General features: G+C 67.7%; 16 protein-coding genes and 1 pseudogene. 11 read left to right on the top strand and 6 right to left on the bottom strand.

Going from position 1 to position 13974, the window contains the following annotated elements:
- Positions 1–11: 11 nt before the first annotated feature.
- The 5 genes and pseudogenes from lipA to AAFO60_RS12125 all read left to right on the top strand — a co-directional run.
- Positions 12–1034: pseudogene (lipA, locus tag AAFO60_RS12145) on the top strand (lipoyl synthase); the annotation flags it as partial.
- Between the two features lie 131 nt (positions 1035–1165).
- A complete protein-coding gene (locus AAFO60_RS12140) occupies positions 1166–1921 on the top strand; it encodes a DUF4191 domain-containing protein (protein WP_347956463.1) in 756 nt (251 codons plus the stop codon).
- 1 nt (position 1922) lies between these two features.
- The gene (locus tag AAFO60_RS12135; protein ID WP_347956462.1) at positions 1923–2714 is read left to right on the top strand and encodes an SDR family NAD(P)-dependent oxidoreductase; all 792 of its coding nucleotides are present in this window, start codon (positions 1923–1925) and stop codon (positions 2712–2714) included.
- Complete coding sequence (locus AAFO60_RS12130; RefSeq protein WP_347956461.1) at positions 2714–3592, top strand: LLM class F420-dependent oxidoreductase; 879 nt, start codon at positions 2714–2716, stop codon at positions 3590–3592. Before AAFO60_RS12135 ends, AAFO60_RS12130 begins: the two co-directional genes overlap by 1 nt.
- Positions 3593–3597: 5 nt before the next feature.
- Positions 3598–4116, top strand: a complete 519-nt coding sequence (locus AAFO60_RS12125; protein WP_347956460.1) for a nuclear transport factor 2 family protein — start codon at positions 3598–3600, stop codon at positions 4114–4116.
- On the opposite strand, the gene AAFO60_RS12120 is transcribed toward AAFO60_RS12125, so the two are convergent.
- The 4 genes from AAFO60_RS12120 to AAFO60_RS12105 all read right to left on the bottom strand — a co-directional run bounded on the left by AAFO60_RS12120 (position 4102) and on the right by AAFO60_RS12105 (position 7991).
- Positions 4102–5598 carry a flavin-containing monooxygenase gene (locus tag AAFO60_RS12120; protein ID WP_347956459.1) on the bottom strand — a complete coding sequence of 499 codons (1497 nt, stop codon included), beginning with the start codon at positions 5596–5598 and terminating at the stop codon, positions 4102–4104. The genes AAFO60_RS12125 and AAFO60_RS12120 overlap by 15 nt on opposite strands.
- Positions 5595–6524: a patatin-like phospholipase family protein gene (locus AAFO60_RS12115; RefSeq protein ID WP_347956458.1), complete on the bottom strand. Its 930-nt coding sequence runs from the start codon at positions 6522–6524 to the stop codon at positions 5595–5597. The genes AAFO60_RS12120 and AAFO60_RS12115 overlap by 4 nt, the downstream gene beginning before the upstream one ends.
- Positions 6521–7330, bottom strand: coding sequence for an SDR family NAD(P)-dependent oxidoreductase (locus AAFO60_RS12110; protein ID WP_347956587.1), 810 nt, complete (start codon positions 7328–7330; stop codon positions 6521–6523). Before AAFO60_RS12110 ends, AAFO60_RS12115 begins: the two co-directional genes overlap by 4 nt.
- Before the next feature lie 130 nt (positions 7331–7460).
- Positions 7461–7991, bottom strand: coding sequence for an RDD family protein (locus tag AAFO60_RS12105; RefSeq protein ID WP_347956457.1), 531 nt, complete (start codon positions 7989–7991; stop codon positions 7461–7463).
- A 323-nt stretch (positions 7992–8314) separates the two neighbouring features.
- Here AAFO60_RS12105 and glnA point away from each other — a divergent pair, with 323 nt between their 5' ends.
- Positions 8315–9748, top strand: coding sequence for a type I glutamate--ammonia ligase (gene glnA, locus AAFO60_RS12100; protein WP_347956456.1), 1434 nt, complete (start codon positions 8315–8317; stop codon positions 9746–9748).
- Between the two features lie 11 nt (positions 9749–9759).
- Here glnA and AAFO60_RS12095 read toward each other — a convergent pair whose 3' ends face one another.
- Both AAFO60_RS12095 and AAFO60_RS12090 read right to left on the bottom strand, forming a co-directional pair.
- Positions 9760–10677, bottom strand: coding sequence for a tyrosine-type recombinase/integrase (locus AAFO60_RS12095; RefSeq protein ID WP_347956455.1), 918 nt, complete (start codon positions 10675–10677; stop codon positions 9760–9762).
- 230 nt (positions 10678–10907) lie between these two features.
- Positions 10908–11423, bottom strand: a complete 516-nt coding sequence (locus AAFO60_RS12090; protein WP_347956454.1) for a helix-turn-helix domain-containing protein — start codon at positions 11421–11423, stop codon at positions 10908–10910.
- On the opposite strand from AAFO60_RS12090, the gene AAFO60_RS20995 reads away from it, so the two are divergent.
- The 5 genes from AAFO60_RS20995 to AAFO60_RS12065 all read left to right on the top strand — a co-directional run bounded on the left by AAFO60_RS20995 (position 11422) and on the right by AAFO60_RS12065 (position 13720).
- Positions 11422–11727 (top strand): helix-turn-helix transcriptional regulator, encoded by a 306-nt coding sequence (locus AAFO60_RS20995; protein ID WP_432211705.1) that lies wholly within the window; start codon positions 11422–11424, stop codon positions 11725–11727. The genes AAFO60_RS12090 and AAFO60_RS20995 overlap by 2 nt on opposite strands.
- Positions 11728–12009, top strand: a complete 282-nt coding sequence (locus AAFO60_RS12080; RefSeq protein WP_347956453.1) for a hypothetical protein — start codon at positions 11728–11730, stop codon at positions 12007–12009.
- A gap of 95 nt (positions 12010–12104) precedes the next feature.
- On the top strand, positions 12105–12557 hold the full coding sequence (locus AAFO60_RS12075) for a hypothetical protein (RefSeq protein ID WP_347956452.1): 453 nt from the start codon (positions 12105–12107) through the stop codon (positions 12555–12557).
- Positions 12550–12867 carry a hypothetical protein gene (locus AAFO60_RS12070; RefSeq protein ID WP_347956451.1) on the top strand — a complete coding sequence of 106 codons (318 nt, stop codon included), beginning with the start codon at positions 12550–12552 and terminating at the stop codon, positions 12865–12867. Before AAFO60_RS12075 ends, AAFO60_RS12070 begins: the two co-directional genes overlap by 8 nt.
- A 67-nt stretch (positions 12868–12934) precedes the next feature.
- A complete protein-coding gene (locus AAFO60_RS12065; RefSeq protein WP_347956450.1) occupies positions 12935–13720 on the top strand; it encodes a helix-turn-helix domain-containing protein in 786 nt (261 codons plus the stop codon).
- Positions 13721–13974 lie beyond the last annotated feature (254 nt).

Genomic DNA, 13974 nt, shown 5'->3' with positions numbered 1-13974 from the left:
CCGCCAGCCCTCTGTCCCCCACGCCCGCCGACGCGCCCGCCGGCCGCAAGCTCCTTCGCCTGGAGGTGCGCAACGCGCAGACGCCCATCGAACGCAAACCCAAGTGGATCAAGACTCGAGCGACGATGGGACCGGAGTACACCGAACTCAAAGGCCTGGTGCGCAGCGAAGGGCTGCACACCGTGTGCGAAGAGGCGGGCTGTCCCAACATCTACGAGTGCTGGGAGGACCGCGAGGCCACCTTCCTCATCGGCGGCGAGCAGTGCACTCGACGCTGCGACTTCTGCCAGATCGACACCGGTAAGCCCGCCGCGCTCGACCGCGACGAGCCCCGCCGCGTCGCCGAGTCGGTGCAGGCGATGGGCCTGCGGTACTCCACCATCACCGGCGTCGCTCGCGACGACCTGCCCGACGAGGGCGCCTGGCTGTACGCCGAGACCGTGCGCAAGATCCACGAGCTGAACCCCGGCACCGGCGTCGAGAACCTGATCCCCGACTTCCACGCCAAGCCCGACCTGCTCGACGAGGTCTTCTCCTCGCGTCCGGAGGTGCTGGCGCACAACCTGGAGACGGTGCCGCGGATCTTCAAGAGCATCCGCCCGGCGTTCCGGTACGAGCGGTCCCTGGAAGTGCTGACCCGCGCCCGCGACTACGGCCTGGTCACCAAGTCCAACCTCATCCTCGGCATGGGCGAGACGCCCGACGAGGTCCGCTCGGCGTTGCGCGACCTCCACGACGCCGGCTGCGACATCGTCACCATCACCCAGTACCTGCGACCGTCGGTCCGGCACCATCCGGTGGAGCGCTGGGTGAAGCCCGAGGAGTTCGTCGAGCACTCCCAGTACGCCGAGGAGATCGGTTTCGCCGGTGTGATGGCCGGGCCGCTGGTGCGTTCCTCGTACCGGGCCGGGCGCCTGTACGCGCAGGCCATGGCCAAGCACGGACGGCCGCTGGCACCCGGACTCGCGCATCTGGCCCAGGAGGGCAGCGCCGCACAGGAGGCCTCCTCGGTCCTGGAGCGCATGGCGCGCTGACCGCGCCTCAAGCGTCGATCGACCGGCCCGAATCACCGATTCGGGCCGGTCGATTCCATTCAGCGGGACACCCCCGCCAGTAGCCCCGACACCGCGTCGAGGCGCATCCGGTGCACCGTAGACTGGCAGTCATGGCTAAGGCGCAAGACAAGTCGAGCAAAGAGGCGAAGCGGGCCGCGAAGGTCGCACGCAAGGCGGCGAGCAAGGAACGCAGGCAGCAGATCTGGCAGGCGTTCCAGATGCAGCGGAAGGAGGACAAGGCCCTCATTCCGCTGATGGTCGGAACCATCGTCGCGACGACCGTCGTCTTCGGTCTGCTCGGCCAGTTCGTCTTCCACAGCCTGTGGCTGACCCTTCCGCTCGGCGTCATCCTCGGCGCGCTGCTGTCGTTCGTCCTGTTCGGCCGGCGCGTGCAGCGCAGCGTGTACAAGAAGGCCGAGGGCCAGCCCGGTGCCGCCGGCTGGGCGTTGAGCAACATCCGCGGCCAGTGGCGGGTGCAGCAGGCCATCACCGGCACCTCGCATCTGGACGCCGTGCACCGCGTCATCGGAAAGCCCGGCGTCATCCTGGTCGGCGAGGGCTCGCCCAGCCGCGTCAAGCCGCTGCTGGCGCAGGAGAAGAAGAAGGCCGCGCGCGTCGTCGGCGACACCCCGATCTACGAGATCATCGTGGGCGACGGCGACGGGCAGGTTCCGCTGTCCAAGCTCGAACGCCACATCCGCAAGCTCCCCAGCAACATCGACCGCAACCGCATGGAGGCCCTCGAGGGCCGGCTGGCCGCCTTGAAGGCCAAGGGCGGCGCGGGCGCGGCGATGCCGAAGGGCCCGATGCCGCAGGGCGCCAAGATGCGCAACATCAGCCGTACCACCCGTCGCCGAGGAGCCTGACATGACCGACCTCACCAAGTACGGTCCCTGGGCCCTGGTGGTCGGCGGATCCGAGGGCGTGGGTTCGGCGTTCGCCCGCCGCCTCGCCGAGGACGGCTTCGGCGTGGTGCTGGTGGCCCGCAACGCCGAACGACTCGACGCCGTCGCCGACGAGGTCCGCGCCCGCGGCGCGCAGGTCCGGACCGTCCCGCTCGACCTGCTCCGCGACGACGCCGTCGGCCAGCTGATCGAAGCCACCGCCGATCTCGAGATCGGCCTGCTCGTCCTCAACGCGGGCGCCAACGCCTACGGGGCGCCCTTCGTCACCGGCGACCTGGCCCGCCACGAGGAGGTCCTGACTCTCAACGTGCTGCGCCAGCTGCCGCTGGTCCATCACTTCGCCGGTCCGATGGTGCAGCGCAAGCGCGGCGGCATCATCCTGGTCGGCTCGCTGTCCGGGTACAACGGCTCCTCGCGCGAAGGCGTGTACGCGGCGTCGAAGGCCTTCAGCCGGATCTTCTCCGAGGGCCTGTGGGTGGAGTGCAGGCCCGACAACGTCGACGTCCTGCACCTGGTCCTCGGCCTCACGCGCACGCCCGCCATGGAACGCAAGGGCCTCAAGTTCGACATTCCGGGTGTCCCCGTCGGGGAGCCGGACGAGGTGGCCGCCGAAGGCCTCGCGCACCTGGCCGACGGCCCGGTGTGGATCGTCGACGGCAACGCCGAGACCGCTCGGCGCCGTTCGGGTCCCGATCGCGCCAAGATCGTTCAGGCCGCGGTCGACGCGGTCAGCAAGATCGTCGGACGCCACTGATGCGCATCGGTCTCGGGCTGCCGGTCGTCACCGCCTATCCCCCCACCACGCAGGCGTGGGAGGCCGGCGCCGGGATCACCGAGATCGCCGCGGTGGCCCGCATGGCCGACGCCCTCGGCTTCGACCACCTCACCTGCAGCGAGCACGTCGCGGTCCCGGACGCGGTCGCCGCCGAGCGCGGCGGGACCTACTGGGATCCGCTCGCGACGTTCGGCTACCTGGCCGCGGTGACGCGGCAGATCCGGTTCGCGACCAGCGTCCTGGTGCTCGGCTACCATCATCCGCTCGAGGTCGCCAAGCGATATGGAACGCTCGATCAGGTGTCCGGGGGCCGGCTGATCCTCGGCGTCGGCGTCGGCAGTCTGCGCGAGGAGTTCGACCTGCTCGGCGCCGAGTTCGCCGATCGCGGCGCGCGCGCCGACGACGCGCTCGCCGCGATCCGCTCGGCGCTGCCCACCGGCAGCCCCGTCCATTCGGGGCCCTATTACTCGTATTCGGGTCTGACGGTCCAGCCGCACGCCGTCCAGGCCCGGGTCCCGGTGTGGGTCGGCGGGCGAACCCGACGAGCCCTGCGCCGGGCCGTCGAACTCGGCGACGGTTTCAGCCCGTTCGCGCTCGCGCCCGCGGAGGTCGCGCAGATGCTCGCGCAGGCCGACCTGCCCGCGGACTTCGATGTCGTCCTGACCAGCGGCCCGCTCGATCCGCTCGGCGACCGGGGCGACGCCGTCCGGCGGCTCGACGAGCTGCGGAAGGCCGGCGCCACCGTCGTCACCGCCTCGATCGCGGCGACCGGCGTCGCGCATTACAGCGACCAGCTCGACGCCCTGCACGCCCTCGCCCGCGCCGAGGGCGTGAGCTTCTCCGAACCGAAGGACTGAGCACCGTGACCGTCGATGACCGGCTCGCCGCCCTCGAAGAGCGGCTCCGACTCGTGGAGGATCGGCTCGCGATCACCGACCTCATCTACCGGTACGGTCCGGCGATCGACACCGGATCGGCCGCCGACGTGCTGTCGCTGTTCACCGCGGACGGCGTGTACGACGTCGACACCGGGCGCCTGTCGGGCGCCGAGGCGATCGCCGAGATGGTCGACGGGCAGGCCCACCAGGGATTGGTGCACCGCGGTTGCAGCCATGTGATGAGCGCGCCCCAGATCGAACTCGACGGCGACACCGCGACGGTCGTGAGCTATTCGCAGCTCGTCCTGCGCCGCTCCGACGACCGCGCCTACGCGGTGCTGCGAGCGACCGCCAATCACTGGGAGCTGGTGCGGACCCCGGACGGGTGGCGGGTCGCCAAGCGCACTGCGCGAAAGATCGACGGCTCCGCGCAGGTGCGGGCACTGCTCGGCTCCCACCTGACCGGCGCCGCGACCGGCGCGGACGGGTCAGCCGCGGACTGAATCCGTCGCCGTCTCCCCCACCCGCACGGTGAAGTGCTCGGGCACCGGACGGGCCAGCATCTCGTCGAGCGTCTTGCGGTCGAAGGGCCACAGGTCCACCACCCCCGACTCGGTGAAGTACCACGAGTTGCATCCGCCGGTGTTCCACACGGTGGGTTCCAGCGCGGCCATCACCTGTCGGTTGAACTCGGCGGTGGCCTCCTCGGTCACCTCGATCCGCTCGGCGTCGCCGCGGGCGAACCACTCGAACCACTGCACCAGATAGCGGGCCGTCTTCTCCGCCGAGTACTGCAGCGAGATGGAACCGGTCGGCGAATTCGGTCCGAGCACGGTGAACAGATTCGGAAAGCCCGGGATCGCGGTCATCCGATAGGCGCGCGGCCCGTCGGCCCACGCCTCGTCGATGGTCAGACCGTCGCGGCCGATCACGTTCATCGGCCGCATGTAGTCGTGCGCGCGGAAGCCGGTCGCCAGAACGATGACGTCCACGGCGTGCAGCCTGCCGTCGGCGGTGACGATCCCCTCCGGGCGGACTTCGGTGATCGCCTCGGTCACCAGGTCGGTGTTCGCCGCGGTGATCGCCCGATAGTAGGTCCCCGACACCACCTGTCGTTTGCAGAGCGGCTGGTAGTCGGGGGTCAGCCGCGCGCGCAGCGCTCGGTCGGCGACCTGCGCCCGCAGCGACAGCCGGGCGTAGTTCTGGACGGCGCGTCGGCGCCAGGTGTCGCGGCGGATCACGTCGGGCAGGACGCCGGCGCCCCAGAGGAGCACGCGGTGCAGCGCGTCGTGGACGGCGGGGAACTCGGCGAGGACGCGGTCGGCGAAGGGCACCTGCGCAAGCCCCATCGGCGCCCACAGGATCCATTGCGGGGTGCGGCTGAAGTGCGACAGCCGGGAGGCCTCGGGCTGCAGCGCCGAGACCACCTGCACGCCGGTCGAGCCGGTGCCGATCACCGCCACCCGCCGGCCCGCGGTCTGCACGTCCTCGTCCCAGCGCGCCGTGTGGATCACCGGCCCGGCGAAGGTGTCCAGCCCCGGGATGTCGGGAATCGACGGATTCTGCAGGACGCCGGTCGCACAGACGACGAAGTCGGCGACGAGCTGCTCGCCGTCGGCGAGCGCCACGGTCCATCGGCCCGACTCGTCGTCGAACACCGCACTGACCGCCTCGGTGTCGAGTCGGATGCGGTCCATCAGCCCGAATCGCTCGACGACGTCGCGGTGGTACTGCGCGATCTCCCGGCCGCTCGCCCAGATCTTCGTCCAGTCGGCCTTCGGCGCGAACGCGAACTGGTAGATCTGCGACGGCACGTCGCAGGTGAGCCCCGGATACCGGTTCCAATGCCAGACGCCGCCGACGTCGCTGCCCTTCTCCAGGACGACGAAGTCGGTGAAGCCGGATTCCTGCAGCACATGGGCAGTGGTGATCCCGGCGACGCCGGCGCCGATGACGACGATCCGCGGTTCGCGACGTGAGCTCAACGCCGGTCCCGCCCGTCCAATGCCCGCTCCACGGTCGCCGGAACCGACGCCCGCGCCGAGGCGAAGGTCTGCGCGCGGCGGCGGCGGTTCATGAAGTGGGAGCCGAGCCCGGCCAGGTCGGCGGTCGTCGGCGCGATGTGCACCACGCGGGTGCCGCGCGCTCGCACGGCGGCGATCTCGGCGTCGAGTGTTCTCGACATGGGACGGCGCAGCAGGAACTCCTCGAGGCGTCCGCCCGGGCCGGGCGCCCGCACCGACGGCGCCGACGCCATCGGCGTGATCAGGTAGACCAGGTCGGCGTCGTCGGAGCCGAGCAGATCGAGCGACGCCGTCGACGCGGTGCCCCCGTCGAGGTAGGTGGCGCCGTCGATCGTGACCGGCGGCATCCACGCGGGCACCGCCCACGACACGCGCAGGGCCTCGCCGACGCTCGCGGTCGGGGCTCCCGGCGCACCGAAGGCGACGCGCCGCCCGTCGTCGACGCGGTAGGCCACCAGGCGCGTCCCGGGGTGCGGCAGCCACCCGCCGCCGGGCGCGACCGCGTCGGCCAGCCGCTGCAGCCAGGAGGCGTCGCCGCGGCCGCGGGGTGCGATGCCCGACAGCGCGGCGTGTCCGCCGGACCGCGTCCACAGGGTCGACGGTCGCAGCCGGGTCGGCGCCGGGATCGGCGGCAGGCTCGGCGGGGTGTGGTCGAGGTGCGAGCGCAGCACCGGGTCGGCGGACCGGCCGGCCTGCATCTGCGCCAGGTCGGCGGCGGTGTGCCCGGCGGCGAGCATCGTGACGATCTCGGCGCCGGCCGAGGTCCCCTGCAGCACCGAGGCGGTGCGCGGATCCCAGGAGGTCTGGCGGACCAGCTCGTCGAGCGCCGCGATCGCCCAGGCGCCGCCGATGGTGCCGCCGCATCCGATGACGAGCGCCGTCCTCATCGGAGCCCCGATCGCGCTGCGTCCGATCCCCGCGCGTCCGATCCCCGCGCGTCCGATCCCCGCGCGTCCGATCCCCGCGCGTCCGATCCCCGCGCGTCCGATCCCTCGGCGGCCGAGTGCTCGCTGGCCTGCCTGCTGATGCGGGACAGATACCCCGCTCGCGCCGCCGGATCCAACGACATCGCCTGCCGGTGGCAGGCCAGTTCACGAACGACTCGTTCGATCGACTCCGGGACCAGCCCGTCGACGTGCAGCCACGCCGGAAGGACCCACCCGGGCACCGAGGTGCGCGCCGCGCGGGTGTGCAGACTCCGGACGATCGCCCGTGCCACCTGCTCGGGGTCGACGGTCGGCAAGGTGCCGCCCAGATCGGCTCCCGACGACAACTCGGTGCGCACCGCCGAGGGCAGCACCGCCGCCATGCCGTTCAGGACGCCCTTCACGTTGACGTCGATGATCAGATCGGTGGTCTCCGGAGGCTGCGCGGTGAACGGCCCGACGGGCATCACGCCGGCATTGTTGACCAGGACGTCGAGGCGGCCGTGCTCGGCGAGGATCTCGTCGACCAGTGCGGCCCACAGGGCGCGATCGGTCACGTCGAGCCGCCGCGCCCTCGCCCCCTCGATCGTCGCCGCGGTCGCGGCGACGACGTCCGCGTCGACGTCGCACAGCCACACGTGCGACCCGGCGGCACCGAACGCTCGCGCCACCTCCGCGCCGATGCCGCGCGCGGCGCCGGTGACCACGACCACCGCACCGGCCGCTTCGATTCGCGGATTCGAGCGGGCATAGGACCCCGGGAGCAGTTCGCTGAGCAGTTCGGGCAGGCGCACGTGCGCCCCTTTCGTCGACTGTGACACTGATCGTTGTCAACGATCCTGGTGCATCGTCGTCGTTCAGGCAAGGCGCCGCACCGGGCTCAGCGGGCGTGCGGGGTCAGCGCGAGCGCACGATCGCGGTCCCCGTCGCGCGGTCGTGCATCGCCCGACCGTTGTAGTCGTTGATGAGCGCGGGGACCACGAACAGCAGGATCACCTGACGGCCCAGGGAGCGGATGATGCCGACCGCCGCGCGCTTGTCGCCCGCGGCTTCGGCCGCACCGTGCTCGGCGCCGAGGTCGACGCGCGCCACCCGGGTGCCCGCGATGTACTGGCCCGGCGTGAAGCCGAAGAAGGCGACCGCGAGCACGCCGATCGCGAACCAGATGATGAGCTGCGGCGTCGACGCGCTGCGCATCGTCATCTCCAGGCTCGAGGCCATCTCGTGGGCCGGCTGGACGCCGACGATCGCGATCGCGACCCCGCCCGCGATGATCCAGTCCAGGAGCAGACCGACCACTCGCAGCCATCCCCCGGCCAGCGATCCCGGCCCCGACTCCGGCAGACCGAGGTCCTCGCCCCGATAGGTGTTGTCGGAGGCCCCGGGAAACTGCGGGCCCGACAACCAGGTACCCGTTGCACGCGCCACTACTGGTCTCCTCGGAAATCGGTCATGGCCTCAATGGTAGCCAGCCGCGCCGACCCGCCCAATTGCGTGACTCGCGACACAGGAGAACGTCGCACAGGTGCGTTTTCGTAACGCATCCGGGGTCCGCGTAACAAGGGAGAAACATTGGTTTATCGCACGAGCAACGTCATCTCCGTAATCTGTCTATCGAGATTCGCGCCGCCCTCGGGGGTCGGCGCGGGTTCCGGGTCAGAGAGTTTCTGCCCGGATCTTCACCGCGAGGGTCCTCGATCTCCGATGATCGTCGGCGCGAAGATCCCTACTGAGAAGGAGTCAGGCGAACCGTGTACAACACGAATGAGGAACTGCTCGAAGGCATCAAGGCCGAGGGTGTCGAGTACGTCGACATCCGCTTCTGTGACCTGCCGGGAACAATGCAGCACTTCTCGATCCCCGCAGCAGCATTCACCGAGGACGTCTTCGAAGAGGGCCTGGCATTCGACGGTTCGTCGGTTCGCGGCTTCCAGTCGATCGACGAGTCCGACATGATGCTCCTGCCCGACCCGGCGACCGCCCGGATCGACCCGTTCCGCCGGGCCAAGACGATGAACATCAGCTTCTTCGTCCACGATCCGTTCACCCGCGAGGCCTACAGCCGCGACCCCCGCAACGTCGCTCGCAAGGCCGAGGAGTACCTGGCCTCGACCGGCATCGCCGACACCTGCTTCTTCGGCGCCGAAGCCGAGTTCTACATCTTCGACTCGGTCTCGTACAGCTCCGAGATGAACTCGACCCATTACGAGGTCGAATCCGAGTCCGGCTGGTGGAACGCCGCCTCCCCGACCAACCCCGACGGCACCCCCAACAAGGGCTACAAGGTGCGCCCGAAGGGCGGCTACTTCCCCGTCGCACCGTACGACCACTACGTGGACCTGCGCGATGAGATGTCGACCCACCTGACCGAGTCGGGCTTCATCCTCGAACGCGGCCACCACGAGGTCGGCACCGGCGGCCAGGCCGAGATCAACTACAAGTTCAACACGCTGCTGCACGCCGCCGACGACGTCCAGCTGTTCAAGTACATCATCAAGAACACCGCGTGGCAGAACAACAAGTCCGTCACCTTCATGCCGAAGCCGCTCTTCGGCGACAACGGCTCGGGCATGCACGCCCACCAGTCGCTGTGGAAGGACGGCAAGCCGCTGTTCCACGACGAGTCCGGCTACGCGGGCCTGTCCGACATGGCGCGCTACTACATCGGCGGCATCCTGCATCACGCCCCGTCGCTGCTGGCGTTCACCAACCCGACCATCAACTCGTACAAGCGCCTGGTCCCCGGTTACGAGGCCCCGATCAACCTGGTGTACAGCCAGCGCAACCGCAGCGCCTGCGTCCGCATCCCGATCACCGGCAACAACCCGAAGGCCAAGCGCATCGAGTTCCGCTGCCCCGACAGCTCGGGCAACCCGTACCTGGCGTTCGCCGCGATGATGATGGCCGGCCTGGACGGCATCAAGAACCGCATCGAGCCGCACGAGCCGGTCGACAAGGACCTCTACGAGCTCCCGCCGGAGGAGGCCAAGGGCATCCCGCAGGCGCCCACCTCACTGTCTGCGGTGATCGACCGCCTCGAGCACGATCACGACTACCTCACCGCGGGCGGCGTCTTCACCGAGGACCTCATCGAGACGTGGGTCGCGCTCAAGCGCGAGCACGAGATCGAGCCGATCCAGATCCGGCCGCACCCCTACGAGTTCTCGCTGTACTACGACTGCTGAGGTCTGACCTGCTAAGACGGGCTTTTCGTCCGCAGTCCGTCCGCAGTACCGTCGACCCGCTCCGCGATCACCGCCCCGATCGCCGAGCGGGTCGATTCGTCTGCGTCCGGCCACAGGTGCGTGTACGTGTCCAACGTCGTGCGCGCCGAGGCGTGCCTCAGACGCGACTGAACCGTCTTCACGTCGGCCCCCGACGCGATCAACAGGGATGCCAGGTAGTGCCGCAGGTCATGGAAGCTGAAGCCATCGGGCAGACCGGCGACCTTCTCCCGGGCGTCGCGCATCGCCCGCTCGATCGTCCACGGCGCAGCGTGATCCGTTCCAGGCCCCTGCGTCAGCACCATCCCCTTCGATGACGGGTACTTGCGCACCGACTCCGAGAGCATCACGACGAGCTCCTGCGGAATCGGCAGCGGCTGACTACTCCCCTCGGTCTTCAGCTCCTCGGCCGGCCACTGCTGAACCGGCAGCACGATGCCGCGCATGAAGTCGACGTCCTGGACCCGTAATGCCGCGGCCTCCGACACACGCAAGCCGACGAACGCACCGAGCAGGACCGCGGCCTGTAGCGGTTCCTCGATCGCCTCGTAGAGTGCCCACACCTGTTCGGTCGTCGCGACGTACGGTTTCTGGTCCCCTGACGGTGGAGACGTCCGCTTCGAGCACGGATTCCTGCCGAGGACGCCGTCAAGGACGGCGTCGCCGAGGATCTGGGACAGCCTCGAGTGCAGCGCGTGCACGTAGCTCGGCTTGAACTCGCGTGCCTGCAGCTTCACGATCCACGCCTTGACCATCGTCGGTCTGATCGCGGTCAGTTGCACCTCGCCGAACTCCGCAACGATGTGCGCGATGTGCGTGCGCGCCTGGCGGACTGTCGACGCCCGGTTCACCTTGTAGGACTCGATCCACAGGTCGCACCACTGTTGCATCGTCAGTTGGTCCCGCGGCGCGATGTGCGTGCCGGTGACGAGCGCCGACGTCTGGGCGTCCAGCCATGCTTGTGCGTCGACTTTCCGCGTGAAGCCTTTCGAGTGCTCCCGCCCATCATCGTCGACATACCTTGCACGCCAGCGCTTCCCGACACCGTCTGACTTAGACCGCGTCCCGTCCTGCTTACGCCAGCGATCCTCGACACCCGACCGCCGATTACGCCTCTGAGTCATCGGCCGTCCCGACGCCTTAAGTCGGCGAGCGCCGCCGCGTCATCCGCTGCTTGACTGAGCTCGGCGAGCCGCGCGTCAGAGTCGTCCTGTATGTCATCGATCAACTCCAGCTCACGCTTGTCGAGCCCGTTCAGAATCTGCGGATCCTTGTGGACGAGTTCCCACACGGCCTCGTCGGTACCTTCCATCAGCATCTGTGCGCCAATGATCCTGGCTCTCTGCTCAGCCCATCCGTGAAGAATCCGCCGTAGTTCATGCAGGTCTGCGGTCTCACTCTCAAAGAAACTTTCCGGCCGCGCGTCAAACACTCTCGACAGCGCTTCCAACTCCGAAACCGTCGTCGGCCTCGTCCCGGCTTCCATTCTGGTGATCGTCGTCGGGTCGATCTTTGGCTTACCCAGCTCGTCAGCGAGCTTGTGCGCCAGTTCCGACTGCGACCAGCCATGTCGCTGCCGTAGGCGTTTGACGTTTGTCCCGACGACCTCGTTCAGGCTGATTCCCGATTGCTGCATGAGGATCAGGATGGCACTGGTTGACGCGCAGGGCAAGACGTGTGTAGCGTTTGCTGCGTCAGGATCAGTTCGATCCTGCATCACACGCAAAGGACCAGATGAAGTGTCTGACCCGTACCTGACCACCAAGCAAGTCAACGAGGAGTTCCCGTTCCTCCCCGAAGCCACTCTTAGGTGGTGGAGACACGCCGGCCGAGGACCCGCCTCGTTCGTCATCGGCAAGAAGGTTCTCTACCGGAAGTCCGAAGTCGAACGCTGGATCGCAGAGCAGGAGAAAGCCACCACCCGAGGAGGAGCAGCCTAAATGAACATCCCCGAAGCCATCACCGCCCACCCCAACTACAACGCAGACCGCAGCACGATCGGCGAGTACTACTTCTCGATCATCAAGTACAAGACCGACGACGGGCACCTTTACCCGTACCCCGGAGACCCGTTCGAAGCCTTCCTCCCAGAAGACTACGACGACCTGCCGATCATCGAGTTCCTGCTCATCAGTGGCGGACCGGTCGACTGGATGCGCATCTCCGCCGAGCACGCCGACGAGGCCAGCAGGAAGTTCATCGAAGCCTTCGTGGAGTCGTAATGACCACTTCCCCGACAACCAAGAAGCCCCCGGTGTCTTCCGCCAAGACGACCACCGAGGGCAACGCTTCCACCACTCACGAAGGAGAAGAAAGCATGTCCCACCCTACCCCTCGCCTGATCGACCGCTGCGGAGTCGACATGATCGACAGCATCCACGGCTACTACTGGGACGACCTGTTCGGCGAGTACATGGTCAAGGTCGACCTGATCGACTCCAAGGGCCGCATCCATCGCGGGTGCATCGCCGCCGACGACCTCCTGATCACCGAGGCGCGTCACGCCGCCACGATCGCCGGTGCTCAGGATCAATTTGCTGACAGCAGCAAGATGGTCTCGGTCGGATCTGGTGCCGAACGCGCCGTCGCCGACGACGAGGAGCCTGAACCGACTGTCACCCGCTCGCAGCTGCTGCACCAACTCGCTGACGCCCTCGACGAAGCCGACTTCGACGCCCTCGACGAAGGCGATCTGATCCTGTTGGTCGGCATCCTCGGCAGGCACACGCCCACGGCACAGCAGTCCTGCAAGGAGGCCAACGATGACTGACTTCCTGATCGTCGGAGACGACGGAGAACCGATTGCGTTCATGGACTACGACAAGATGACCGCCGACGCCACCCGACTCATGTATCAGATCGCGATGACAGCAGGTGACGACGAAGCAACCGATCAGGTCGGAATCGAATGGACCCGCCGCCTCGACCCCGACTACTACGGCTACGTCGCAGCCGGTGCCCTGTCCCTCATGGTCCGCTGCATCCTGGCGCCCATCCTCGAAGTCACCGATGAACTCGGAGTTGATCTCCGCAAGGGACTCCGAGACTCCGCTACCAACGCCGAGGCCACTCTCGGTTGACCACCAGTACCGCCCAGCCGTCGAGGACTCACCCCCTCGACGGCTGGAGCGTACCCAAGGAGGCGAAGTGAACGAAGGCTTCGTGATGCTCCCCCACACCTTCATCCGTGCTGGCATCCTTCCGCCGTACGAACTCGCCGTATACCTCGTGCTCCTCTCGCACCGAGATCACCGAGATGGCACATGCTGGCCGTCGTACGCCACCATCGCCGCTGAAGCCCAGGTCTCCGTCCGTACTGCGAAGGCCATCATCGGCAAGTTCGAGGACCGCGGTCTGATCAAGGTTCATCGCGTTCGGAACGAGTCGAACATCTATACGGTCCCTCTCCCGGACAAGATTCCACCAACGGCAGGTGGTGCAGGAGATGCACCAGGTGGTGCAGGAGATGCACCAGGTGGTGCAGGAGATGCACCAGAGGTGGTGCAGGAGATGCACCCCGGTGGTGCAGGAGATGCACCCAAAGAAGAACCACTTAAGAAGAACCAAGAGAAGAAGAACCACGAAGAAGATCTAAGGTTCCACGCTTCCGCGTCGAACGAGCGAGACGCCTTCAAATTCGAGACCGCAGAAGACAAGCCAGTGACCGAACGGCAAATCACCTACCTCTGCGATCTCTACATTCACTTCACCGGGGACGAGGCACCCACAGCCCAGGTCGAAACCTGGCGCAGCTATACCGCCAGCCAAGCGAACGCGACCATCCAGGCATGGAACAGGACAGTTCCGCGATACAGCGAATACAACGGTCCAGCCTCCGGCGACCCCGCCTACAACCGTCTATCCACCAACGGACAAGACGCCGCAGACAGAGGCCTCATCCCAGACCCATGCATCGGAGGAGACGCAGCATGACCTACGAGACCGTGCCCCTCAAGTTGGGCCTCACCGCCATCTACATCACCTACGACGAGATCGCCGAGGACGACATCCACTACGACGACGAGGAGATCTTCTGATGGTTCGCAAACGTCCGACCAAGTACTGCATCGACTGCAACCGAACGACGAAGTCCATCACGCGCTACTGCAACGACTGCAGACCAGCAGAAGCACACCCATTCGTCCACAAGGTTCCCGGAGGCATCAGCTTCGCCGGCCACACCTACA

Origin of the sequence: Gordonia aichiensis (assembly GCF_039946255.1) — a bacterium.
Classification (GTDB): Bacteria; Actinomycetota; Actinomycetes; order Mycobacteriales; family Mycobacteriaceae; genus Gordonia; species Gordonia aichiensis_A.
This window is presented reverse-complemented; position numbering and strand designations above follow the sequence as displayed.